The organism is Streptomyces sp. NPDC056361 (assembly GCF_042262805.1).
Lineage (GTDB): Bacteria > Actinomycetota > Actinomycetes > Streptomycetales > Streptomycetaceae > Streptomyces.
The window spans coordinates 1-23,716 of sequence record NZ_JBHJQI010000043.1 but is presented as its reverse complement, the minus strand read 5'-3'; the positions used below and the strand labels follow the sequence as shown (position 1 = coordinate 23,716).

Here is a 23,716-nt window from a genome sequence, read left to right as displayed (position 1 = left end):
TTCATGCGTGGCAGGCAGGATCAACGATGACGACGTGAAGGCGGTACGGGACGCGGTCCCGATCGACGCCGTCGTGTCCGAGTACCTCCAGCTGCGCAACGCGGGCGGCGGGAACCTCAAGGGTCTCTGCCCCTTCCACGACGAGAAGTCGCCCTCCTTCCAGGTCAGCCCCAGCAAGGGACTCTTCCACTGCTTCGGCTGCCAGGAGGGCGGCGACACCATCGCCTTCGTGATGAAGATCGACCACCTCTCCTTCTCGGAGACGGTCGAGCGCCTCGCCGCGAAGGCGGGCATCACCCTGCGGTACGAAGAGGGCGGCTACAACCCCGGACACCAGCGCGGCGAGCGCATCCGCCTGATCGAGGCGCACAAGGTCGCCGCCCAGTTCTACGTCGACCAACTCGGCTCCGCCGAGGCCGAGATCGGCCGGAAGTTCCTCGCCGAGCGCGGCTTCGACCAAGCCGCCGCCGAGCACTTCGGCGTCGGCTACTCCCCGGCCGGCTGGGACCACCTCACCCGCTTCCTGCGCGGCAAGGGCTTCTCCGACAAGGAGTTGATCGTCTCCGGCCTCTCCCAGGACGGCCGGCGCGGCCCCATCGACCGCTTCCGCGGCCGCCTCATGTGGCCGATCAGGGACGTCGGCGGCGAGGTCGTCGGCTTCGGCGCGCGCAAGCTCCGCGACGACGACAACGGCCCCAAGTACCTCAACACGCCCGAGACTCCGATCTACAAGAAGTCCCAGGTGCTCTACGGCATCGACCTGGCCAAGAAGGACATCGCCAAGGTCAGCCGGGCCGTCGTCGTCGAGGGCTACACCGACGTCATGGCCTGCCACCTCGCCGGCGTCACCACCGCCATCGCCACCTGCGGCACCGCCTTCGGCGGCGACCACATCAAGATCCTCCGCCGGCTCCTCATGGACAACGGCTCGGCCCGCGTCATCTTCACCTTCGACGGCGACTCCGCCGGCCAGAAGGCCGCCCTGCGCGCCTTCGAGGACGACCAGAAGTTCGCCGCCGAGACGTACATCGCCATCGCCCCCGACGGCATGGACCCCTGCGACCTGCGGCTCGCCAAGGGCGACGCGGCCGTCGCCGAGCTGGCCGAGCCCCGCACCCCGCTCTTCGAGTTCGCCCTCCGGCAGATCGTGAAGCGGTACGACCTGGAGACCCCGGCCGGCCGGGCCGCCGCCCTCGACGAGGCCGCGCCCGTCGTCGCCCGCATCAAGAACATCGGCGCCCAGCACGAGGTCGCCGTCCAGCTCGCCGGCATGCTCGGCATCCTCGACACGCAGTTCGTCGTCAAGCGGGTCGCCCAGCTCGCCCGCTGGGCCCGCGACCGCGGCGGCAAGGGCCCCGCGCAGCCCGCCCCGCAGCGCGGCTACGACACCCCGGCCCCGCCGGCCGCCCCCTCCGGGCCCGCGCTCAACCTGCGCAGCCCCGCCCACCGCACCGAGCGCGAACTCCTCAAGCTGGCCCTCCAGCGCCCCGAGCTGGTCTCCCCGGCCTTCGACGCGTACGGCATCGACGAGTTCACCGCCCCGCCGTACGCCGCCGTCCGCCAGTGCGTCCAGGACGCGGGCGGCGCCACCGGCGCACCCTCCGACTACCTCGACACCGTCCGCGAGGCCGCCCCCAACGACACGGTCCGCGCCCTCGTCACCGAACTCGCCGTCGAGGCGATCTTCGCCAAGAACGTCGACGAGGCCTACGCCGGCGACCAGCTCGTCACGGTCCGGCTCCGCGCCGTCGACCGCCGCATCCGCGACGTCCAGGGCACCCTCGCCCGGCTCGGCGCGAACGGCGACCCGGAGCGGCTCGCCGCCGTCCAGAACGAACTGTGGGTGCTCACCCAGTACGGGCAGTCCCTCCGGAACAACGGCGCCGCCGCACTCTGACCCACGGTCACGGAACGGACTCAAAAAGTCACCGCACGCCCCTCGTGGCGGCGATGTGTCGTACCCCACACTGGTTGACGGTGCCGTTCCGCCCCACCTGGAGGTCGCCCGCCGTGCAGACCGAGATCCAGACCACCGAACCGGACGAGCAGGCCGAACGCCCCGAGGTCCCGGTCCAGCGGCGCAGGACCGACCTCGGCGGCAACGGCCCCTCCTCCGACCTCTTCCGCCAGTACCTCCGCGAGATCGGCCGCATCCCGCTGCTCACCGCCGAGGAGGAGGTCGAGCTCGCCCGCCGGGTCGAGGCGGGGCTCTTCGCCGAGGAGAAGCTCGCCAACACCCCCGATCTGGACACCCGGTTGGCCGGCGACCTCGACCGGATCGTCGTCCTCGGCCGGATCGCCAAGCGCAAGCTGATCGAGGCCAACCTCCGCCTCGTCGTCTCCGTCGCCAAGCGGTACGTGGGCCGGGGCCTCACGATGCTCGACCTCGTCCAGGAGGGGAACCTCGGCCTCATCAGGGCCGTGGAGAAGTTCGACTACGCGCGCGGCTACAAGTTCTCGACGTACGCCACCTGGTGGATCCGCCAGGCCATGTCCCGGGCCCTCGCCGACCAGGCCCGGACCATCCGCGTCCCCGTGCACGTCGTCGAACTCATCAACCGGGTCATCCGCGTCCAGCGCCGCATGCTCCAGGAGCGCGGCTACGAACCCACCGCCGAGGAGGTCGCCGCCCAGCTCGACCTGGCCCCCGAACGGGTCGGCGAGGTCCTCCGCCTCGCCCAGGAACCGGTCTCCCTGCACGCCCCCGTCGGCGAGGAGGACGACGTCGCCCTCGGCGACCTCATCGAGGACGGCGACGCCGCCTCACCCGTCGAGTCCGCCGCCTTCCTGCTGCTCCGCCGCCACCTGGAGGACGTCCTCTCCACCCTCGGCGAACGCGAACGCAAGGTCGTCCAGCTCCGCTACGGCCTCGACGACGGCCGGCCCCGCACCCTGGAGGAGATAGGCCGCATCTTCGGCGTGACCCGCGAGCGCATACGCCAGATCGAGTCCAAGACCCTCACCAAACTCCGGGACCACGCCTACGCGGACCAACTGCGCGGCTATCTCGACTAGAAGACCGGCTCCTCGACGGTCGGCCCGTGCCGCAGGGCGTGCGGCACGGGCCACCTGCCGGGTCAGTCGACCTCGGCGACCGCCTGCGCGAACTGCGCCGCGTACAGCCGGGCGTAGGCTCCGGCGGACGCCAGCAGCTCCTCGTGGGTGCCCTGTTCGACGATCGAGCCGTTCTCCATCACCAGGATCACGTCGGCGTCCCGGATCGTGGAGAGCCGGTGGGCGATGACGAACGAGGTGCGGCCGTGGGCGAGTCGGGCCATCGCCTTCTGGATGAGCACCTCGGTGCGGGTGTCGACGGAGCTGGTGGCCTCGTCGAGGACGAGTATCACCGGGTCGGACAGGAACGCCCGGGCGATGGTGATCAGCTGCTTCTCGCCCGCACTGACCCCCGCCCCGTCGTCGTCGATCACCGTGTCGTAGCCGTCGGGCAGGGTACGGACGAACCGGTCGGCGTGCGCGGCCCGCGCGGCCTCCTCGATCTCCTCCCGCGACACCTTCCGGGTGGCGCCGTACGCGATGTTCTCCGCGATGGTGCCGCCGAAGAGCCAGGTGTCCTGGAGCACCATGCCGATGCCGGTCCGCAGCTCCTCGCGGGTCATCCGGGCGATGTCCACCCCGTCGAGGGTGATGCGGCCGCCGGTGACCTCGTAGAACCGCATGAGCAGGTTCACCAGGGTCGTCTTGCCGGCGCCGGTCGGGCCGACGATGGCGACGGTCTGGCCCGGCTCCACGGTGAGCGACAGGTCCTCGATGAGCGGCTTGTCGGCCTCGTAGCGGAAGGCCACGTCCTCCAGGGCGACCTTGCCCTTGAGGTCCGCCGGCCGCTCGCTCCTCGGCGCGTCCGGCTCCTGCTCCTGGGCGTCGAGCAGCTCGAAGATCCGCTCGGCCGAGGCGACGCCCGACTGCACCAGGTTCGCCATCGACGCGACCTGCGTCAGCGGCATCGAGAACTGGCGCGAGTACTGGATGAAGGCCTGCACGTCACCGATGGAGAGCGAGCCGGTCGCCACCTTCAGGCCGCCGACGACGGCCACCAGGACGTAGTTGAGGTTCGAGATGAAGACCATCACCGGCTGCATCACGCCGCTGTTGAACTGCGCCTTGAACCCGGCCTCGTACAGGGCCTCGTTCTGCTCGCGGAAGTCCCGCGCGGACTCGTCCTGCCGCCCGAAGACCTTCACCAGGGTGTGCCCGGTGTACATCTCCTCCACGTGGGCGTTGAGCGTGCCCGTGGACTTCCACTGCTGCACGAAGTGCGGCTGCGACCGCTTGCCGATCTTCGCGGCGACGAACACCGACACGGGCACCGTCACCAGCGCCACCACCGCGAGCAGCGGCGAGATCCAGAGCATCATGCCGAGCACGCCGACGATGGTGAGCAGCGAGTTGATCAGCTGGCCCATCGACTGCTGGAGCGTCTGCGAGATGTTGTCGATGTCGTTGGTCGCCCGGGACAGCACCTCGCCGCGCTTCGCCTTGTCGAAGTACGACAGGGGGAGGCGCGCCAGCTTCGTCTGGACGTCCTCCCGCATCCGGTAGACCGTCCGGTTGATCACCTTGATCGACATGCGGGTGGAGACCAGCATGAGCAGACCGGCCGCCACGTACACCCCGAGGACCACGAGCAGCACCTGGCCGACGGCGGTGAAGTCGATGCCCTGGCCCGGCGTGAAGTCGACCCCGGACAGCATGTCCGCCATGCCGTCGTCGCCCGACGCGCGCAGGTGCGCGATCGCCTCCGCCTTCGTCCCGCTCTCGATCTGATGCCCGACGACGCCCGCGAAGACGAGGTCGGTCGCCTTGCCGAGGATCTTCGGGCCGACCACGGAGGCCGCCACCGACAGCACGCCGGCGAAGAGCATCACCCACAGGGCGCCGCGCTCGGGAGCCAGCTGCCGCAGCAGCCGCTTGCCCGATCCCTTGAAGTCCATCGACCGCTGGTCGGGGCCGCCACCGGCCATCATGCGTCCACCAGGACCGGCCATCAGGCTGCCTCCGCCTCGGTCAGCTGGGAGAGCACGATCTCCCGGTACGTCTCGTTGTCCGCCATCAGCTCCTGGTGCCGTCCGGTGCCGACGACGCGGCCCTCGTCGAGGACGACGATCCGGTCGGCGTCCCGGATGGTGGAGACGCGCTGGGCGACGATCACCACGGTCGAGTCGGCCGTCTCGCGGGCCAGCGCGGCCCGGAGCAGGGCGTCCGTCTCGTAGTCGAGCGCCGAGAACGAGTCGTCGAAGAGGTAGATCTCCGGGCGCTGCACCAGCGTCCGCGCGATGGCGATCCGCTGCCGCTGCCCGCCGGACACGTTGGTGCCGCCCTGCGCGATCGGCGCGTTGAGACCGGCCTCCAGCTTCCGGACGAAGTCGGCGGCCTGGGCGACCTCCAGGGCGTGCCAGAGCTCCTCGTCGGACGCGTCGGGCTTCCCGTACCGCAGGTTGGTCGCGACGGTGCCGGAGAAGAGGTACGGCTTCTGCGGGACGAGTCCCACCGTCCTCGCCATCAGCTTCGGGTCGAGCTTCCGGACGTCGACGCCGTCGACGAGGACCTCGCCGCCGGTGGCGTCGAAGAGGCGGGGCACGAGCCCGAGGAGGGTCGACTTCCCGCTGCCGGTGGAGCCGATGATCGCCGTGGTCTCGCCGGGCCGGGCGACGAGCCCGACGTCCTTGAGGACCGGCTCCTCCGCGCCCGGATAGCGGAAGTCCGCGCTCCGGACCTCCAGGTGCCCGCGGCGGTCGAGGGTCGTCACCGGCTCGGCCGGCGGCACGACGCTGGACTCGGTCGCGAGGACCTCCTCGATGCGCTCCGCGCACACCTCGGCCCGCGGCACCATCATGAACATGAAGGTGGCCATCATGACGGCCATCACGATCTGCATCAGATAGGCGAGGAAGGCGGTCAGCGCGCCGATCTCCATCCCGCCGCTGTCGATGCGGTGCGCGCCGAACCACACGACGGCCACGCTGGACACGTTCACGACGGTCATCACGACCGGGAACATCAGCGCCATCAGCCGACCGGTCGCCATCGACACGTCCGTCAGCTCGGCGTTGGCCCCGCGGAACCGCTCCTCCTCGTACTCGTCCTTCACGAAGGCCCGGATCACGCGGTTGCCGGTGATCTGCTCGCGCAGCACCCGGTTCACCGTGTCGAGACGCACCTGCATGGTGCGGAACAGCGGCCGCATCCGCCGCACGATCAGCGAGACGGAGACGGCGAGGAACGGGACCACCGCGAGCAGCACGGCGGAGAGCGGCACGTCCTGGCCGAGCGCCATCACGATGCCGCCGACGCACATGATGGGCGCGGAGACCATCAGGGTGAACGCCATCAGGACCAGCATCTGGACCTGCTGCACGTCATTGGTCGTACGGGTGATCAGCGAGGGCGCGCCGAAGCGGCCGAGCTCCCGCGCGGAGAACGACTGGACGCGGTCGAAGACCGCGCCGCGGATGTCGCGGCCGAGCGCGGACGCCGTCCGGGCGCCGTGGAACACGGCCCCGACGTTGCACACGACCTGCACGACGGACACGCCGATCATCAGCGCGCCGAACCGCAGGATGTAGCCGGTGTCCCCGTTCACGACACCGTTGTCGATGATGTCGGCGTTCAGGGTCGGCAGGTAGAGGCTCGCGCAGGTCTGGAGGAACTGGAGCAGGACGAGCAGCGCGATGGGTTTTCGATAGGGCCGCAGATGGGTTCGGAGCAGTCTTATGAGCACGGCTCCACTATCGCCCGCACCCCCGGGACGTTACGACTCGGTTCGGCGCGTGTCCGGGGGTGCGCGGCGAACTCTGGCAAAGACTTTACGAACCGCGCGCGGGGCCGCCCTTCGGGTGACGACGGGAACGTGACGCCCGCCCCTAGGGCCTGTCTGACAATTCCCGCCGGGTCCGGCCCGCCCGGCACGCACGCTCGGCGCACGGCCGAAACGCCCAAGTAGCTCCGCTACGAGGGCGCCCCGGCCGCACACCGAGCGCACGCACCGAACGACCCGGCCTGATCCGACGCGAATTGTCAGACAGGCCCTAGCCGGCGAACGCGCCCGGGTGGATCTGCTCCCGCGTCGCCACGTACTGCTGCCGCACCGCCTGGCCCGCCGGGAGCTCGTCGCCGGGCTCCAGGATCTGCGCGGCCGCGCCCTGCCAGGCCGGGGGAGTGGACGGCGACAGGGTGCCGCGTGCCGCGCCGAGCGCCCAGGCGGCCTGCCGGGCCGCGCCGAGGGCGGCGTAGTCGGCCGGCTGGGGGACGACGACCTGGGCGCCGAACAGCGAGGGCGCGAGCGCCTGCACGGCCGGCAGGGCGGCCGCGGCGCCGAGCAGGAAGATCCGCCGCACCTCGACGCCCCGCCCGCGCAGCACGTCCAGGGCGTCGCCGAGCGCGCAGAGCATCCCCTCGAACGCGGCCCGCGCCAGGTGCTCGGGCTTCATCGACTCGCGCCGCAGCCCGCTGAGCGTGCCCGCGGCGTGCGGCAGGCTCGGCGTCCGCTCGCCCTCCAGATAGGGAAGCAGGACGAGCCCGTACGCGCCGGGGGTCGACTTCAGGGCGAGCGCGGAGAGCTCTTCGAGGGATTCGGCGCCCAGCATCTCGGCGGTGCCGCGCAGCGCCCGCACCGCGTTGGAGGTGTGGACGACGGGCAGGTGCATGCCGGTGGCGTCGGCGAACGAGGTGATCATGCCGTTCGGATCGGCCAGGGCCTCGTGGTGCACGGCCATCACCGAGCCGGACGCGCCGAGCGAGACCACCGCGTCGCCGTGCCCCAGGCCGAGGCCGAGGGCGGCGGCCATCGTCTCGCCCGTGCCGGCGGAGATCAGCAGGCCCTCGGGGGTGGTGCCGGCCGCCTCGGCCGGGCCGAGGACCTCGGGCAGCACCGCCTGGTGGCCGAGCGCCAGTTCCACCAGGTCGGGGCGGTAGGCGCCGGTGCGGGCGGACCAGTAGCCGGTGCCGGAGGCGGCGCCGCGGTCCGTGGTGCGGCGGGCGGGCCGGCCGAGGAGCTGCCAGACCAGCCAGTCGTGGGGCTGGAGGATCATCGCGACCCGGCGGGCGTGGTCGGGTTCGGTGCGGGCCAGCCAGCGGAGCTTCGCGACCGCCTGCCCGGGGCCGGGGACGCAGCCGACGGCCTCGGCCCACGCCTGGCGTCCGCCGAGCGACTCGACGAGGTCGGCGGCGGCGATCTGGGCCCGCCTGTCGTTGCGGACGAGCGCGGGCCGCACCAGGCCGCCCTGCGCGTCGAGCGGCACGAGCCCGTGCTGCTGCGCCGAGACGCCGATGGCCTCCACGCCCTCCAGGATCCCGCCGGTGGCGGCCTCCCCGAGCGAGAGCAGCCACGACTGCGGATCGACGTCGACGGCCTTCGGTTCACCGGGGTGCGCGGCGTAGCCCTGCCGCAGTACGGCACCCGTGTCCGTGTCACAGACGACGATGCGTGTGAACTCAGCAGAGCTGTCCAGTCCGGCGACTATCCCCATGGCACTTGATTCTGCCGCACGCGGGGGCGGTACGGGTGCCCCGGAGGCGTTCAGGTGTTGCTGGTGCCCCAGTCGTCCTCGTCGACCTTGCCGTTCGCCCGGCCGCGCTCGCGCATGGCGTGCACCCGGTCGGTCACGGCGGAGGGCAGCCGATCGCCCACGGTGTCGCCCACGAGGTGCGCCGCCTTGCCCGCGACCTGGCGCCCGGTCTGCGCGGCGGACTCGGCTGCGTTGCGCACGGCCGGGCTCTGCGCGAAGTCCCGTGCGGACTTCTTCATCTGCTCGTAGCGCTCGCGGCCTGCCCGCGTCCCGACCACGTAACCGAGGGCTAGTCCCACGACGAACGTCAGCTTGTACCGCACGGCTGTGATCCTTCCCTGGAGGCCCTGGGGATACCGATTGGCGGAGCACCCCCCTGCTTGCGCTAATGTATGTCTCGCAGCGAGCGAGTGCCTTCCCGGTTCGGCCGGACAGGGTCCGTTCGGTGCAACGCAGCAATCCCCTGTAGCTCAATTGGCAGAGCAGCCGGCTGTTAACCGGCAGGTTACTGGTTCGAGTCCAGTCGGGGGAGCGCGATCCCCTGTAGCTCAATTGGCAGAGCATTCGGCTGTTAACCGGAGGGTTACTGGTTCGAGTCCAGTCGGGGGAGCCACACGGAAGAGGACCCTTCGGGGTCCTTTTTCGCGTCTCAGGGAACCATGCGCGGTCGCATGCGGTCTTCATGGTCGGCAGAGCCGATCTTCCGGAGCAGGAGATCGTATGAGCGGCTATGCTGCGGCAGACGGCGCGCACACATGTACGCGCCTCACCGTTCGGGGCGGTAGCTCAGCCGGTTAGAGCAGCGGACTCATAATCCGTCGGCCGTGGGTTCGAGTCCCACCCGCCCCACCATCAAGTGGTGCAGCAGAATCGTTCTGACCAGGCGCTTTCCCTGGTCGGACGATTCGCACCCCGACCGCCTTCGCCCAGGCGTTCCCCCTCAGTGTGTGGACCGCGTCGGGACACGGGCGCTCCGACACGCCCAAGTCACCCGGATGCCGCGGACCCGACCCCGTCCGACCCCTGTGAGCCGCACCGCACCAGCCGACGCCGCGCGTCGTGCGGCCGCGAGCGCCTGCCTCCCCTCCGACGACGTGATGAACTCGCCCGTTTACGGCGACAACCGCTCGGGGACTGTGTACAACTTCTGATCGCCGACCCATGGCCGAGCGTGGCCGAGAAGGCACGAGCACCGGTGAAGAAGGACCAGGACGCGGTCGCCAAGTCGACCGACGAGGCATGGGCGAACTGAATGCAGAGCGACGAACAGCCCTCCACGGAGGCCGCCGAGGCGACCGGCGGCGGTGGTGGCGGGGTACGGATCAGGCGCCGCTGGGTCGCCCTGGTCGCGGTGGGCGCGGTGGCGCTCACCGGGGCCGGTTTCGGTGCCTCGCTGCTGGTGAAGTCGCCCGCTCAGGCGGCGGCGGACTCCCGGCCTCCCGCGCCGTCCGTGATCACGGCGCCGGTCGAGTACCGGGCACTGGCCTCCTCGGTGATCCTCCGCGGCACCGTGGTCGCCGGCCAGAGCGTGGAGATCACCCCCGGCGGCACGGTCGACGGGGGCAGCCCCACGGTCTCCAAGCTGCCGCTGAAGGCGGGGGACGAGGTGCGCGCGGGCCGGCTGCTGGTGGAGATATCCGGCCGTCCGGTGATCGCGCTCCAGGGTGCCGTCCCGCTCTACCGAGACCTCAAGCCCGGTGCTCAGGGCAGTGACGTGGGCCGGCTCCAGGACGCGCTCCATCGACTCGGCCACTCCACCTCCCCCGACGATCGGGGGCGGTTCGGCGAGGGTACGAAGGCGGCGGTCACCGCGCTGTACGACGCGCTCGGGTACGAACCTGTCCCGGTCGGCGGCGCCGAGGGCCCGGCCGCCGTCACCGCGGCCGAGGCGCAGGTGACGGCGGCCGAACGAGCCCTGGACGACGCCGAGGACGCCCTGAGGACCGCCGAGGCCGACTCCGGAGCCGGCATCGGCTCCGGTGCCGCCACCGATTCCGGAGCCGGCACCGACTCCGGCCCCCGCCCCGGCTCCGGCAGCTCCGGAACGGGCTCGGGCAGGACGCCCGGCCCGACCGCGGGAACGGTGGCGGGAACGGCCGCGGGAACGACGGCCGGAACGACAACCGGACCGGCCGCGGAAACGACCGCAGGAACGACCGGGGCGGCGGACGGCGGCGGCCGTGACCTGCGGGGTCCGCGCAAGGCCGTCGTACGTGCCAGGGAGGACCTGGTGACCGCGCGCGAGGGCCTCGTCGCGGCGCGGGCGGCCGCCGGCCCGATGGTTCCGTCCGGGGAGGTCGCGTTCCTGGAGAGCTTCCCGGCGCGGGTGCAGGACCTTCCCGTACGGCTCGGGGCGAAGGCGCAGGGGGCGGTGATGACCGTCGCCGCGGGCCCCCTGGTGGTGCACGGTTACGTGCCCGACCACCAGAGGGGCCTGATCAGGGCGGGGCAGAAGGCGGAGATCCTCTCCGAGCTCGACGGGGCCACCGCCCGGGCGTCCGTACGGTCCGTCGCCACCACCCGCACCACGCCCCGTCCCGGCGGCGACGCGCAGGACGGGCAGCCGGCCGGTGGGCAGGCCGGCGGGGACGGCTATCTGATGGTCCTGGTGCCGGGCCGTCCGCTGGGGGCCCAGTGGACCGGGCAGAACGTCCGGCTGACCGTCGTGGCCGCCACGACCGGCGGCAAGGTCCTGGTCGTGCCGGTCACGGCGGTGTCGGCCGGTGCCGACGGCTCCACCGCGGTCACCGTCCTTGAGGACGACGGCAGGCAGCGCCGGGTCCGGGTGCAGCCCGGCACCACCGGCGACGGCAACGTCGAGGTCGTCCCCCTGGACGGCGGGGTGCTCGGCGAGGGCGACCGGGTGGTGACCGGCGTCCGGGCCGACGCCGCCGCGCGGGGAGACGTGGGATGACCGCGTCCCCGACCCCGGCCGAACCGCCCGTCATCGAATTCCGGCAGGTCGGCCTCACCTATCCGGGGCCGCCGCCCGTGGAGGCCTTCCGCCCCAGCGACCTCACCGTCCACCGCGGCGAGTTCGTCACCGTCGTCGGCCCCTCCGGATCGGGCAAGTCCACCTTCCTGAACATCGCCGGACTCCTCGACACCCCCACGACGGGCAGCTACCTCCTCGACGGCGTCGACACCGGCCGGCTCAGGGACACCGAACGCACCACGCTGCGCGGCCGCCGCATCGGCTTCGTCTTCCAGGCCTTCCACCTGATGCCGCACCGCAGCGCCCGCGAGAACGTCGAACTCGCCATGGTCTACGGCACCGCCCCGCGCCGCGAGCGCCCGCGCAGGGCCCGCGAGGCGCTGGACCGCGTCGGCCTCGGCCACCGGACCGAGGCACTGCCCACCCGGCTGTCCGGCGGCGAACGCCAGCGGGTGGCCATCGCGCGGGCCCTGGTCGCCGAACCCTCACTGCTCCTGTGCGACGAACCGACGGGAAACCTCGACACCGGCAACGCCCAGACGGTGCTCCGACTCCTCGACGCCCTCAACGCCGAGGGCATCACGGTCGTCCTCATCACGCACGACCCGGCCGTGGCCGCCCGCGGCCGACGGACGGTCACCATCCGGGACGGCATCCTGAGCGAGAGCGAGCGGGTACGCGCATGCTGAGCCGCACCGGCAAGGCGCCGCGCGCCGCCCTCCCGCCCGGAACCGGGCGCTCCACCTTCGCGCCGCGGGACCTGCTGGCCGAAGCCCTGGCCGGGATGCTGCAACGCCCCGCCCGCTCCGCGCTCACCATGCTCGGCACCGTCCTGGGCGTCGGCGCCTTCGTCGCCGTACTCGGCCTCACCGCCACCGCCTCCTCGCAGATCGACTCCCGCTTCAACGCGCTCTCCGCGACCGAGGTGACCGTCGAGGACATCGCCCGCGAGCAGGACGAGTTCGCCGGCCCGGCGTTCCCGGACGACGCCTCGGACCGCGTCGAGCGGCTCAACGGAGTGCGGCACGCCGGCGTGCTGTGGACCGTGCGGCCCCGGCGCGGCGGCGGCGAACTCGCCGTCACCGCCGCCCCGGTGGGCGACACGGCAGGGGGAGAGGCTCTGGGCGTGGTGGCCGCCGCCCCCGGTGCCCTGCTCGCCGCCGAACCCCGCGTCTCCCAGGGCAGGCTGTACGACGACTTCCACGCCGGCACCCGCCAGCGCGTCACCGTCATCGGCTCGGGCGTCGCCGCACGGCTGGGGATCACCACGCTGGAGACCAGGCCGGCGATCCTCATCGGGGGGCAGCCGTTCACCGTCATCGGCATCGTCGACGACGTGCGGCGCCAGCCGGACGTGCTGCTCTCCGTTCTCGTACCGCAGACCACCGCGGTCGAACTCTGGGGGCGGCCCGCCGAGGGCGCCAGGATGCTCATCGCCACCGACCTCGGCGCCGCCCGCCAAGTCGCCCGAGAAGCCCCCACGGCGCTGCGTCCCGACCACCCCGAGTACGTGAAGGCGATTCCGCCGCCCGACCCGAAGGGCCTGCGCACCTCGGTGACGTCCGACCTCGAACAGCTCTTCCTGCTGCTCGCCGGGGTGTGCCTGGTCATCGGCGCCGTCGGGATCGCCAACACCACCCTGGTGGCGGTCCTTGAGCGCACCGGGGAGATCGGCCTGCGCCGCGCCCTCGGCGCGCAGCGGCGCCACGTCACCGCACAGTTCCTCGCCGAGTCCGGCACCCTCGGCGCGCTCGGCGGACTCGTCGGCACGGCCGTCGGTACGTTGGCCGTCCTGGGGGTGGCGCTCGTCAGGGACTGGACCCCGGTCATGCACCCGGCGGTCCTGGCCGCCGCTCCGTTCATCGGTCTGGCGACCGGGGTCGTGGCCGGGATCCACCCCGCCCGGCGCGCGTCGTCCGTGCAACCGGCCGAAGCCCTTCGCGGCTGACCGGCCCCGCCCGGCGGAGCCCCTCGCCCACCGGCGGGCACCGGTCCCCCTCATACCTCCCAAGGCCCTCCGTCTCGCGTTCACGTTCTCGCCGTTGCTGCTTCACCGGTCTGTGGAGTGGTCAGCGCCCAGCGCCGTGATTGTCATGCCCGCGGCCCCGAATGCGTGGCCGAATGTCGGCCCTGCACGAGGGGTCGGGCGAAGGGGGCGGTTCCGTGTCTCGGCCACGGTTTCTGTTTGTCTCACGGGTGGACCTCGAAAGACCTCAGGTACGGCACGCCGGGGAGACCGGCGCGGGACGCGCGGGCACGGTGAGCTGGCGGCTCGTCGGCGCCAACAACCACGAACTCGGGCGCGGACCCGAACTCCACCGCGACCACACGGCGTGCAGCGCCGCCGTCGGACGGCTCCGCGCCGGACTCGACCGCGCGGTGCCCCACGTGCTCATGGCCTCCGCCGACGGCGCCTGGACCTGGGAACTCGCCGTGGACGACCGCCGCGTGGCGGTCGCCTCCCGTGCCTTCCGCCGCCAGCGGGAATGCCGCGACAGCCTCCGCCTCTTCCTGGCCGCGGCCGCCGAGGGCCAGGTGGCCGCCGACGTGACGCACACCCGGCGGCTGCGCGACCTGCGGCTGCCCGACGCCGTCCAGGGGAACGCCTCGTGAGCACCGTGACCCCCGCCGCCCCCGCCGCCACCGAGGCCGAGCAGCCGCGCACCGGGACCGCGGCGCACGACCCCGCCGACCGGGTCTTCCGGATCGGCGCCCGCGGAGCGGGAGCCGTCGTCCTCGTCACCATGACGCTGGTCGGCGTCTTCCTCGCGGTCCGTGCCGCCCAGGCGCTCGGCGAGGCCGGCGGATCGTTCGTGACCACACCGGCCTGGGAGCCCGACTCCCGGCGCTTCGGCATCGCCGCCGTCCTGCCCGGCACCGTCCTCATCGGCCTCACGGCGATCGGCTTCGCCGTGCCGCTGGCCCTCGGCACGGCCCTGTACATCACCGAGTACGCGCCCCGCAGGCTGCGCCGCACCCTGGTGAGCCTCGTCGACCTGATGGCGGCCGTGCCGAGCGTGGTCTACGGCCTGTGGGGGTTCTTCTTCCTCCAGCCGCACATCACCGGCCTGGCCCGCTGGATCTCCACCTACTTCGGCTGGATCCCGATCCTCGCCGTGAACGGCGCCGACCCGGACGACCCGCTGTCCCCGGCCACCGTCTACACCTCCTCCACGTTCATCGCCGGCATCGTCGTGGCGCTGATGGTCACCCCGATCGCCTGCTCCGTGATGCGGGAGGGCTTCGCCCAGGCGCCGCCCGGCGAACGCGAGGGCGCCTTCGCGCTCGGCGCCAGCCAGTGGGGCGTCATCCGCACCGTCGTCCTGCCCTTCGGCAAGGGCGGCATCATCGGCGGCACGATGCTCGGGCTCGGCCGGGCGCTCGGCGAGACCATCGCCGTCGTCATGATCATCTCGCCGGTCTTCGTCTTCCAGCCGCACATCCTGGAGAACGGCGCCAACTCCGTCTCCGCGCTGATCGCCCTGCGCTACGGAGCGGCCAGCCCCTTCGGCATGTCCGCGCTGATGGCGGCCGGCCTCTCGCTCTTCCTGATGACCCTCGTCGTCAACTTCATCGCGTCCTCCGTGGTCGCCCGCAGCCGGTCCGGAACGGGAGCCGAGGCATGACCCTGACCACCGACCAGATCACCCCGGACACCGCCACGGTCACGCCCGACGTCGTCCCGGACGGCCCCGGCGCCCCCGCGGAGACCCGCCGCGCCACCTCCTCGCTGCACGTCAGGGACGTCTTCGCGCTGGTCGGCGCCGGTGCCGCCGCCGTCGCCCTCACGTCCGTGCTCTTCGGGCGGGTGCTGCCCTTCGACGGCGCCCTCGGCTTCACCGTCGTCACCTACCTCGCCTTCACGGCGCTGTACGCGGTGCTCGTCTCCCTCGACGAGAACGGCGCCACGATCCGCGCCCGGCTCGCCCAGACCCTCGTCCACGCCCTGGCGTTCCTGCTGCTCGCCGCGCTGCTGTTCATCGTGGGCTACGCGCTCTGGCGCGGCCGGGAGGCCCTGCCCCACCTGAACTTCTTCACGGAGGACATGTCGGGCACCGGGCCCCTCCAGCCGCTCACCGACGGCGGCATGGTCCACGCCATCGTCGGCACCCTCCAGCAGATCGGCATCTCCCTGCTGGTGACGGTGCCGCTGGGCCTGGCCTGCGCCGTCTTCCTCAACGAGGTGCCCGGCCGGTACGCCCGCTTCGTGCGCACCATCGTGGAGGCGATGACCGCGCTGCCCTCCATCGTGGCCGGCCTGTTCGTCTACGCCACCGCCATCCTCGCCCTGGGCCTCGGCAAGTCGGGCTTCGCCGCCTCCCTCGCCCTCTCGGTGATGATGCTGCCGATCATCATCCGGGCCGCGGACGTGGTCATCCGGCTGGTGCCCGGCTCGCTCCGGGAGGCGTCGTACGCCCTGGGCGCCGGACAGTGGCGCACCGTGTGGACGGTGGTGCTCCCCACCGCCCGCTCGGGCCTCACCACCGCCGTCATCCTCGGCACCGCCCGCGGCATCGGCGAGACCTCCCCGGTGCTGCTGACCTCGGGCGCCGCGACCGGCCTCAACCTCAACCCCTTCGACGGGCCGCAGACCTCGCTGCCGCTGGCCACCTTCACCCTGGTGGCCTCCCCGGAGAAGACCATGATCGCCCGTGGCTTCGGCTGCGCCGCCCTGCTGATAGCCCTCGTCCTGCTGCTCTTCCTACTCGCCCGGGTGATCGGCGGGCGGGGCCCCGGCCAGCTGAGCCGCCGTCAGCAGCGGCGCAGGGCCGCCGCCTCGCTGCGGGACCTGGAGCGCATGGCGTCACCCGCCGAAGGGCCGGCACCGGCCGGCGACCGTCCGGAGGGACCAGGGCCCACCGTGCCGCCCCCGGCCGGCTGACCGGCCGCCGTACGACCCCGACACCCCGGTACGACCCGCATCCGCCCGCGGACCCGGTTCCGTACGCGTGCCGGTACGACCCGCACCACCCGCCACCGATCAGGAGAACCCGATGTCCGGACGCCCACCGGCATTCCCCGCGAGCGTGCTGCGGCGCACCCTGGCCGTGCTCGTCACCGCCCTCGCCCTCGTGGCGCCCGCCGCTCAGCCCGCCTCCGCCGAGAGCTACGTACCGGTCTCCGGCGCCGGCTCCACCTGGAGCCAGAACGCCCTCGACCAGTGGCGGGCCAACGTCAAGCAGTACGGGATGACGGTCAACTACAACGGCACCGGCTCCTCCGACGGGCGCAACCAGTTCCGCAACGGCACCGTCGACTTCGCCGTCTCGGAGATCCCGTACGGCATCAACGACTCGGGCGTGGCCGACCCGCCGCCCTCGCGGAAGTTCAGCTACATGCCGATCGTCGCGGGCGGCACCGCCTTCATGTACAACCTGCGGATCGGCAACCGCCGGGTGACCAACCTGCGGCTGTCCGGCGAGAACGTCGCCAAGATCTTCACCGGCGCCATCACCATGTGGAACGACCCCGCGCTCAAGGCCGACAACCCGGGCATCGCGGCGAGCCTCCCGGCCCGCCGGGTCGTCCCCGTGGTCCGCTCCGACGGCTCGGGCACCACCGCCCAGCTGACCACCTGGATGAGCAGGAAGCACCCCGCGCTCTGGGACGCGTACTGCCGCCGGGCGGGCCGCAGCACCCCCTGCGGGCCGACCTCCAACTTCCCCGTGGTCGGCGGCACCGGCTTCGTCGGCCAGTCCGGCTCCAACGGCGTCTCCGGCTACGTCGCCCAGGACGGCAACCAGGGCACGATCACCTACGTCGAGTACTCGTACGCCGTGTCCACCACCGGCTTCCCGGTGGCCAAGATCCTCAACGCCAAGGGCTACTACACCGAGCCCACCGCCCAGAACGTGGCGGTCTCGCTGACCGAGGCGCGCCTCAACCCCGACCTCACCCAGCGCCTCGACGGCGTCTACGACTCCACCGACCCGCGGACCTACCCGCTCTCCAGCTACAGCTACATGATCGTCCCGACGGCGGTGGAGTCGAACTTCAACCCGCAGAAGGGCAAGTCCCTCGGCGCGTTCGCCTACTACTTCCTGTGCCAGGGACAGCAGTCGGTGGACCGGCTCGGCTACTCGCCGCTCCCCGTCAACCTGGTGCGGGCCGGCCTGGACCAGGTCCGCCGCATCCCCGGCGTGGTCGCCGAGAGCATCGACATCCGCAGCTGCAAGAACCCGACCTTCTCCAGCGACGGCACCAACACCCTCGCCAAGACCGCCCCCATGCCGCCCGCCTGCGACCTCAAGGGCGCCACCCAGTGCGACACCGGCACCGGCGGCAACAAGACCCCGACCCCGACGAACGGTTCCTCCGGCGGCACCACCGGAGCCGGCACCGGCGGCACCACCGGGGGAGCGGGCGGCAGCGGGGCGACCGGCGGTTCCGGCGGCGGCACGGGCGGCACGGGCGGCACCGGCGGCGCGGCGACCGGCGGGGCCACCGGCACCGCCGCGGGCGGCGCGACGGGCGGCTCCGGCGGCAGCACCGGCGGCGGGGCCGCCACCGGCGGCGCGGCGACCGGCGGCGCGCTCGACCCCGACACCGGCCAGCCCCTGGGCGACGGCGGCGGCACGGGAGGCGGCGCGGACGGCGGCTCCGACGGCGGCGGCTCCGGCGGCGGGAGCGGCGGCGACCTGTACGGCGTCCCCGTGACCACCGCGGCGAGCGTCGGCGGCGGCCTCCAGACCACCCTCATGGTGCTCGGCGCACTGCTGCTCGTCGCCGTCACCGTCGGCCCGCCGCTGCTGCACCGGCGGCTCGCCGCCCGCCGCGCGGGGGAGGACCCCCGATGACCCTCCGCCGCCCCGGCCGGCTGCGCACCCTCCTCGGCAGCCTCTGCCTGGCCCTCGTCCCGGTCGTCGCCACCGTCGGCACCGGCCTCGACCCGGCCGCCGCACCCGCCTACGCCGCCACCGGCGAGAACTCGGCGGTGACGGTCTCCGGCACCGGCGACTTCGCCGACCTGCGGATCACCGTCGGCCAGACCCGCAACCTCGTCAACCAGGTCGTCCGGATCAACTGGACCGGCGGCACGCCCACGGTCTCCGACACCGCCTACGCCGCCGACTACCTCCAGATCATGCAGTGCTGGGGCGACGAGCGGGGCCCCGGGACCGACCAGTGCCAGTTCGGCGGCTCCTCCGCGCTCGGCGCGGGCGCCGGCAACCAGGCCGCGGGCGCGTACACCAACGGACGGCAGCTCAACTACGGCGCCCACCTCAAGGACTCCGAGAACCAGCCGCTGCCCCCGCCCGGCCCCAGCGGCATCTCGTACGCCCCCTTCCGCTCGGTCACCGGCGACGACGTCAGCCCCGGCAACTGGAACGAGTTCTTCGACGTCAACAGCACCAACGAGGTCCCCTACGCCCGCACCGACGCCCGGGGCACCGGCGAGGTCCACTTCGAGATGCAGACCGGCGTCGAGGCACCCGGCCTCGGCTGCGGCGCCGCCGTCGAGACGCAGGGCACCGTCACCGGCCGCGGCTGCTGGCTCGTGATCGTGCCGCGCGGCACCAAGGAGGTCGACGGCACCCCGTACACCGCCCAGTCCAGCGGCCAGCTCCAGTCCTCGCCGCTCAGCCCGGCCAACTGGAAGCACCGCATCACCGTCCCCCTCGGCTTCGAACCGATCGGCAGCTACTGCCCGATCGGCGCCGAGGAACGCGGCACCCTCGGCAGCGAGATGGTCGCGGAGGTCGTCACCCGCTGGCAGCCCACCCTCTGCCGGACCGGCGAGAAGGCGATCTACGGCTACGCCCAGGTCCCCGACGAGACCGCGCGCGTCAAACTGCTCTCCGGCACGCCCGGCCTGGTCTTCCTCGGCCGAGCCGCCCCCGCCTCCCCCTCCGGGCGCACCCCGGTCTACGCCCCGGTGGCGCTCTCCGGCATCACCATCGGCTACTCCATCGAGAGCCAGGCGTCCTTCCGCGCCCCCGACGAGGTCCGGCAGCGCAACGGCACCCGGATGACGACCCTGCGGCTCACCCCGCGCCTGGTCGCCAAACTCCTGACGGAGTCGTACCGCGACGGCGTCTCCCGCTTCGCCGACAGCGTGGCGGGCAACCCCGAGAACCTGGGCCGCGACCCGGAGTTCATCCGCCACAACCCCGAGTACGCCGACCTCGACTTCGGCGGCAAGCTCGGCGACGCCCTCGTCCCGCAGCCGCTCGCCGACACCACCCGGCAACTGTGGGAATGGGTGGCGCAGGACCCGGCGGCCGCCGAGTTCCTCAAGGGCACCCCCGACGACGAGGGCACCCACGGCGACCCGGGCAACGCCGGCATGAAGGTCAACCCGCACTACCGAGGCCTCGCGACGCCCCTCGACTCCTTCCCCAAGAGCGACCCGTACTGCCAGACCTTCGACGACCGGCCCGAGCACCCGCTCTGCGTCCAGGACAAGAAGCCGTACGCCACCGACATGCACGCCGCCGCGCGCGCCGCCGGTCGCGGCGACACGCTGGCCCGCACCTCTTGGGACGCGACCGCGACCCCGCCCGCGTACAAGAAGGACCCGCCGCAGCCGGCCGGGCAGCGGGCCGTGCTCGCCGTGACGGACACCGCCACCGCCGAGCGGTACGGCCTGATGCGGGCCGAACTGCTCAATGCCTCCGGCCGGTTCACCGCGCCCGACGCGGCGTCCCTGACGGCCGCGGCGAACGCCCGCAAGCCCGGCGCGAACGGCGTGAGCGTCCCCGACCCCGGGACCGGGGACCCCGCCGCCTACCCGCTGACCGTCCTCACCTACGCCGCCACCGTCCCCGCCGACCTCACCGTCGCCGAGGGCCGCGACTACGGCACCCTGCTGGCCTACGCCGCCGACGCGGGACAGACCCCGGGCGTCACCGCCGGCAGCCTCCCGCACGGCTACGCGCCGCTGCCCGAGACGCTGCGCGCGCAGACCCGGACCGCCGCGCGGCAGGTGACCGCCCAGGCGGGCGTGAAGCCGCCGACGGCCACCCCCACGCCCACCCCCACCCCCACCCCTACGCCGACGCCGACGCCCGCGCCGTCCACCGGCGGCACGACCACCGGCACCGGTTCCGACGGCGGCACCACCACCGGCGGGTCCGGCGGCGCCACGACCACGGGCGGATCGGGGACGGGCGGAACGGGGACGGGCGGATCGGGGACGGGCGGAACGGGCGGCGACGGATCGGGTGGCGGCTCGGGAACCGGCGCCGCCGGCGCGGCAGCGGCCGGCGGTACGGGCTCCTCCGCGAGCCCGGCCCCGAGCACGAGCGGGTCCGCCCCGCCCGCCGCGACCACGAAGCCCGCCGCCGCCCCGCAGACCGTCACGGCCGTGGGCTCACCGACGCCCGCCTGGACGGTCGGCGCCGCCCGGTACGTGCTGCTCGTCTGTCTGATCGTCGGCGCGCTCGCCGCCTTCGCGGGCCCGACGCTGCCGAGGTACCTGCCGCGCCTCGTGGCGGCCGTACGCGAGCGGACGGGGAGGTGATGCCCGAGAACGTCTGATTCGTCCGCGCCAACGGAAGTCCTGCACACGCGCCCCGGGCACCACCCGGAGCGCAGCCTAGCTGAGGAGAACCCCCAGTGAACAAGAAGAAGACCGGCCTCGCGCTCGCCTTCGCGGCTTTCGCGGCCATCACCGCCGGCAGCGGCCTGGCCGCCGCCGACCCGGCCGGCCCTCCGCAGTACCGCCAGCTCGCCGGTGTCGGCTCCGACACCACCCAGGACGTCATGAACGGCCTCGCCGACGTCGTCACCGTGAACGGCCAGAAGGTCCTCGGCTCCTACGACGCCACGGGCTCGGCCACCATCACCACGAAGAACCCGGCGACCAACCCCAACTGCACGATCCCCCGCGCCAACGGCTCCAGCGCCGGACGCACCGCGCTCCTGTCCTCCCTCCAGAACGGCAACGGGTGCCTCGACTTCGCCCGTTCCTCCTCGCTGAACCTCGGCGCGGCCAGCCCCGGCCTGACGTACGTGCCGTTCGCGATCGACGGCGTCAGCTACGCCGTCACCCCCGGCTCCTCGATCCCGCGCAAGCTCTCCATGGCCGACCTCAAGGCCATCTACCACTGCGACCCGAACTACGTGGGCGCCGGGCCGAACTACGACCTGACCGTCTACCTGCCGCAGGCCGGCTCCGGCACGCGCTCCTTCTGGCAGTCGCAGATGGGCATCACCGAGTCCGACGTCGTCGCCGGCGTCTACCCCTGCATCAAGGACAAGAAGGGCACCGCCCCGGTCCAGGAGCACGACGGCCGCGTCCTCGACGACAAGTCGATCGTGCCCTTCTCCATCGCCCAGTACCAGGCGCAGTCCTCGCAGACCATCGCCGACCTCCGCGGTCGCGCCATCCTCGGCACCGTCGAGGGCGTGGCGCCCACGGTCCTCAACACCGGCTTCGGCGTGAAGCGCGACGTCTTCAACGTCATCCCGACCGCCAAGGTCACCACCTCGCCGTGGAGCGACGCCTTCGTCGGCCCCGACTCCGGGATCTGCAAGCAGTCCGCGCTGATCAACACCTACGGCTTCGCGACCAACCCGAACTGCGGCGACATCACCAAGCAGACCCCCTGACAGGAGCCTTCACCGTGCTGAAGAACAGAATCTCCCGGGCCCTCGCGCTGGGTGTCGCGGCCGTCACCACCGCCGTCGCGGCGGGCCTCGCCACCGCGGGCGCCGCGTACGCCGCCCCCATCGGGACCCTCGACATCACCCCCGCCACCGGTGCCGACACCAGCGGCGTCTCCTTCACCACCTCGGGCGCCTGCCCGGCCAACGCCACCAACGTCCTGGTGAAGGTGGAGGGTTCCGGCTTCCCCGCCGGCGGCCTCAACGTGGTCGGCAACTCGCCGATCACCACCTACCCCACCGCGGGCAACGGCGGCATGATCATCCCGCTGACGTCCACCATGCGCGACTACGCCTCCCAGGCGGGCTTCACCACCCTCCAGGGCAAGTACGCCTTCACCGTCATCTGCCGCACCGCGTTCAACGGCACCAGCCTGGGCGACTTCACGGGCGCGATCTGGTTCACGTCCAACACCACGTACCAGGCGAACGACCCGGCCGTGAAGACGGACACCGCCACCTCGCTCGCGGTCACCCCGGCCGGCCCGGCCCAGGCGGGCTCCCCGGTCACCCTGACCGCCACCGTCACCCCCTCCGGCGCCGCCGGCACCGTCCAGTTCAAGGACGGCTCCGCCGACTTCGGCACCCCGGTCACCGTCAACGGCGGCACCGCGACGCTCACCACGAGCAACCTGACGGCCGGCACCCACGCGCTCACCGCCGTGTTCACCCCGTCCAACGCCTCCTACAACGGCTCCACGTCGACCGCCGTCCCCTACGAGGTCAAGGCGGCCGCGGCCACCCGGACCAGCACGGCGCTCGCCGTCTCCCCGGCGTCCGGCACCCCGCAGTACAGCCCCGTCACCCTGACCGGCACGGTCACCCCGGCCGGCGCCACCGGCTCGCTGAAGTTCACCGACACCGTCGGCGGCGCCACCGTCCCGCTCGGCACCGTCCCGGTCACCGACGGCACCGCCGTCCTGACCACGTCCGGCCTCGCCGCCGGCGCGCACTCCCTCACCGCGGTCTTCGTCCCGGCCGACCCGGCCCGGTACACCGCCTCCGACTCCGCCGCGATCCCGTACACCGTCGGCGCGTTCACCGGCGTCACCGCCTCGGAGACCATCACCACCACCGTCAACGCCGGCGCCCTCGTCATCAGCGTCGACGCCCCGCAGGTCACCCTCCCCTCGCCGGTCCTCAACGGCGACGGCGACCTGCTCACCACCGCCGGCGCCCTCAGCCCGGTGACGCTGACCGACACCCGCGCCGGCAACCCCGGCTGGACCGTGAGCGGCCAGGTCACCGACTTCACCGACGGCGCCACCCACACCATCAACGGCCAGAACCTCGGCTGGTCCCCCAAGGTCGTCGGCAAGGCCCCCGCGCAGACCGTCACCGCCGGCTCCACCGTCCCGGCGGCCAAGGGCGTGGCCCCCGGCGACCCGGGCACCGGCGGTCTGAAGACCGCGCGCACGCTGGCCAACGGCACCGGCCTGGGCACCGCCCACATCGGCGCCGACCTGGCCCTCAGCGTCCCGACCTCGACGCAGGCCGGCACGTACACCACCACGCTCACCCTCACCGCCATCTGATCCAGGCGTGAGCTCCGGGGCGGAACCGCGCCGCGGTTCCGCCCCGGTGTATAATTAACAAATTAAGCGGGCGACGAAGGAAATTGTTTTTTTATGGGTGTTGGCCGTGTAATAAA

General features: G+C 72.7%; 16 protein-coding genes and 3 tRNA genes. 15 read left to right on the top strand and 4 right to left on the bottom strand.

The window, feature by feature from the left end; genetic code table 11:
* Positions 1–7: 7 nt before the first annotated feature.
* A complete protein-coding gene (dnaG, locus tag ACFCY7_RS16430; protein ID WP_376485403.1) occupies positions 8–1,897 on the top strand; it encodes a DNA primase in 1,890 nt (629 codons plus the stop codon).
* Positions 1,898–2,010: 113 nt separating this feature from the next.
* Complete coding sequence (locus ACFCY7_RS16425) at positions 2,011–3,015, top strand: RNA polymerase sigma factor (RefSeq protein ID WP_376485400.1); 1,005 nt, start codon at positions 2,011–2,013, stop codon at positions 3,013–3,015.
* 62 nt (positions 3,016–3,077) lie between these two features.
* Here ACFCY7_RS16425 and ACFCY7_RS16420 read toward each other — a convergent pair whose 3' ends face one another.
* The 4 genes from ACFCY7_RS16420 to ACFCY7_RS16405 form a co-directional block, all read right to left on the bottom strand.
* Positions 3,078–5,003 carry an ABC transporter ATP-binding protein gene (locus ACFCY7_RS16420; protein WP_376485398.1) on the bottom strand — a complete coding sequence of 642 codons (1,926 nt, stop codon included), beginning with the start codon at positions 5,001–5,003 and terminating at the stop codon, positions 3,078–3,080.
* A complete protein-coding gene (locus ACFCY7_RS16415; RefSeq protein WP_376485395.1) occupies positions 5,003–6,736 on the bottom strand; it encodes an ABC transporter ATP-binding protein in 1,734 nt (577 codons plus the stop codon). Before ACFCY7_RS16415 ends, ACFCY7_RS16420 begins: the two co-directional genes overlap by 1 nt.
* Before the next feature lie 307 nt (positions 6,737–7,043).
* Positions 7,044–8,483, bottom strand: a complete 1,440-nt coding sequence (locus tag ACFCY7_RS16410) for an FGGY family carbohydrate kinase (RefSeq protein ID WP_376485393.1) — start codon at positions 8,481–8,483, stop codon at positions 7,044–7,046.
* Between the two features lie 50 nt (positions 8,484–8,533).
* Positions 8,534–8,845, bottom strand: coding sequence for a YtxH domain-containing protein (locus ACFCY7_RS16405; RefSeq protein WP_376485392.1), 312 nt, complete (start codon positions 8,843–8,845; stop codon positions 8,534–8,536).
* Positions 8,846–8,981: 136 nt separating this feature from the next.
* On the opposite strand from ACFCY7_RS16405, the gene ACFCY7_RS16400 reads away from it, so the two are divergent.
* The 13 genes from ACFCY7_RS16400 (at position 8,982) to ACFCY7_RS16340 (ending at position 23,600) form a co-directional block, all read left to right on the top strand.
* Positions 8,982–9,054, top strand: a tRNA-Asn gene (locus tag ACFCY7_RS16400).
* Between the two features lie 5 nt (positions 9,055–9,059).
* Positions 9,060–9,135, top strand: a tRNA-Asn gene (locus tag ACFCY7_RS16395).
* A 162-nt stretch (positions 9,136–9,297) separates the two neighbouring features.
* Positions 9,298–9,374, top strand: a tRNA-Ile gene (locus ACFCY7_RS16390).
* A gap of 400 nt (positions 9,375–9,774) precedes the next feature.
* Positions 9,775–11,436, top strand: a complete 1,662-nt coding sequence (locus ACFCY7_RS16385) for a peptidoglycan-binding protein (protein ID WP_376485389.1) — start codon at positions 9,775–9,777, stop codon at positions 11,434–11,436.
* The gene (locus ACFCY7_RS16380; protein ID WP_376485386.1) at positions 11,433–12,146 is read left to right on the top strand and encodes an ABC transporter ATP-binding protein; all 714 of its coding nucleotides are present in this window, start codon (positions 11,433–11,435) and stop codon (positions 12,144–12,146) included. Before ACFCY7_RS16385 ends, ACFCY7_RS16380 begins: the two co-directional genes overlap by 4 nt.
* Positions 12,140–13,405, top strand: a complete 1,266-nt coding sequence (locus ACFCY7_RS16375; protein ID WP_376485384.1) for an ABC transporter permease — start codon at positions 12,140–12,142, stop codon at positions 13,403–13,405. The genes ACFCY7_RS16380 and ACFCY7_RS16375 overlap by 7 nt, the downstream gene beginning before the upstream one ends.
* Positions 13,406–13,653: 248 nt before the next feature.
* Positions 13,654–14,070, top strand: coding sequence for a hypothetical protein (locus ACFCY7_RS16370; RefSeq protein ID WP_376485381.1), 417 nt, complete (start codon positions 13,654–13,656; stop codon positions 14,068–14,070).
* The gene (pstC, locus tag ACFCY7_RS16365) at positions 14,067–15,083 is read left to right on the top strand and encodes a phosphate ABC transporter permease subunit PstC (protein ID WP_376485379.1); all 1,017 of its coding nucleotides are present in this window, start codon (positions 14,067–14,069) and stop codon (positions 15,081–15,083) included. Before ACFCY7_RS16370 ends, pstC begins: the two co-directional genes overlap by 4 nt.
* A complete protein-coding gene (gene pstA / locus ACFCY7_RS16360) occupies positions 15,080–16,339 on the top strand; it encodes a phosphate ABC transporter permease PstA (RefSeq protein ID WP_376485377.1) in 1,260 nt (419 codons plus the stop codon). The genes pstC and pstA overlap by 4 nt, the downstream gene beginning before the upstream one ends.
* Before the next feature lie 112 nt (positions 16,340–16,451).
* Positions 16,452–18,254: a phosphate ABC transporter substrate-binding protein PstS gene (locus ACFCY7_RS16355; protein ID WP_376485374.1), complete on the top strand. Its 1,803-nt coding sequence runs from the start codon at positions 16,452–16,454 to the stop codon at positions 18,252–18,254.
* Entirely contained in the window at positions 18,251–20,920 is a 2,670-nt protein-coding gene (locus ACFCY7_RS16350) for a hypothetical protein (protein ID WP_376485372.1), read from the top strand. The genes ACFCY7_RS16355 and ACFCY7_RS16350 overlap by 4 nt, the downstream gene beginning before the upstream one ends.
* 95 nt (positions 20,921–21,015) lie before the next feature.
* Positions 21,016–22,011, top strand: a complete 996-nt coding sequence (locus tag ACFCY7_RS16345) for a substrate-binding domain-containing protein (protein WP_376485370.1) — start codon at positions 21,016–21,018, stop codon at positions 22,009–22,011.
* Positions 22,012–22,025: 14 nt separating this feature from the next.
* Positions 22,026–23,600 (top strand): Ig-like domain repeat protein, encoded by a 1,575-nt coding sequence (locus tag ACFCY7_RS16340; protein ID WP_376485367.1) that lies wholly within the window; start codon positions 22,026–22,028, stop codon positions 23,598–23,600.
* Positions 23,601–23,716: the final 116 nt, after the last annotated feature.

Bases quoted from the DNA above. Each gene is read 5' to 3' on its own strand.
- ACFCY7_RS16410 (WP_376485393.1), bottom strand. From the start codon at position 8,483: ATGGGGATAGTCGCCGGACTGGACAGCTCTGCTGAGTTCACACGCATC.
- pstA (WP_376485377.1), top strand. From the start codon at position 15,080: ATGACCCTGACCACCGACCAGATCACCCCGGACACCGCCACGGTCACG.
- ACFCY7_RS16355 (WP_376485374.1), top strand. From the start codon at position 16,452: ATGTCCGGACGCCCACCGGCATTCCCCGCGAGCGTGCTGCGGCGCACC.
- ACFCY7_RS16420 (WP_376485398.1), bottom strand. From the start codon at position 5,003: ATGGCCGGTCCTGGTGGACGCATGATGGCCGGTGGCGGCCCCGACCAG.
- ACFCY7_RS16375 (WP_376485384.1), top strand. From the start codon at position 12,140: ATGCTGAGCCGCACCGGCAAGGCGCCGCGCGCCGCCCTCCCGCCCGGA.
- ACFCY7_RS16380 (WP_376485386.1), top strand. From the start codon at position 11,433: ATGACCGCGTCCCCGACCCCGGCCGAACCGCCCGTCATCGAATTCCGG.
- ACFCY7_RS16385 (WP_376485389.1), top strand. From the start codon at position 9,775: ATGCAGAGCGACGAACAGCCCTCCACGGAGGCCGCCGAGGCGACCGGC.
- ACFCY7_RS16350 (WP_376485372.1), top strand. From the start codon at position 18,251: ATGACCCTCCGCCGCCCCGGCCGGCTGCGCACCCTCCTCGGCAGCCTC.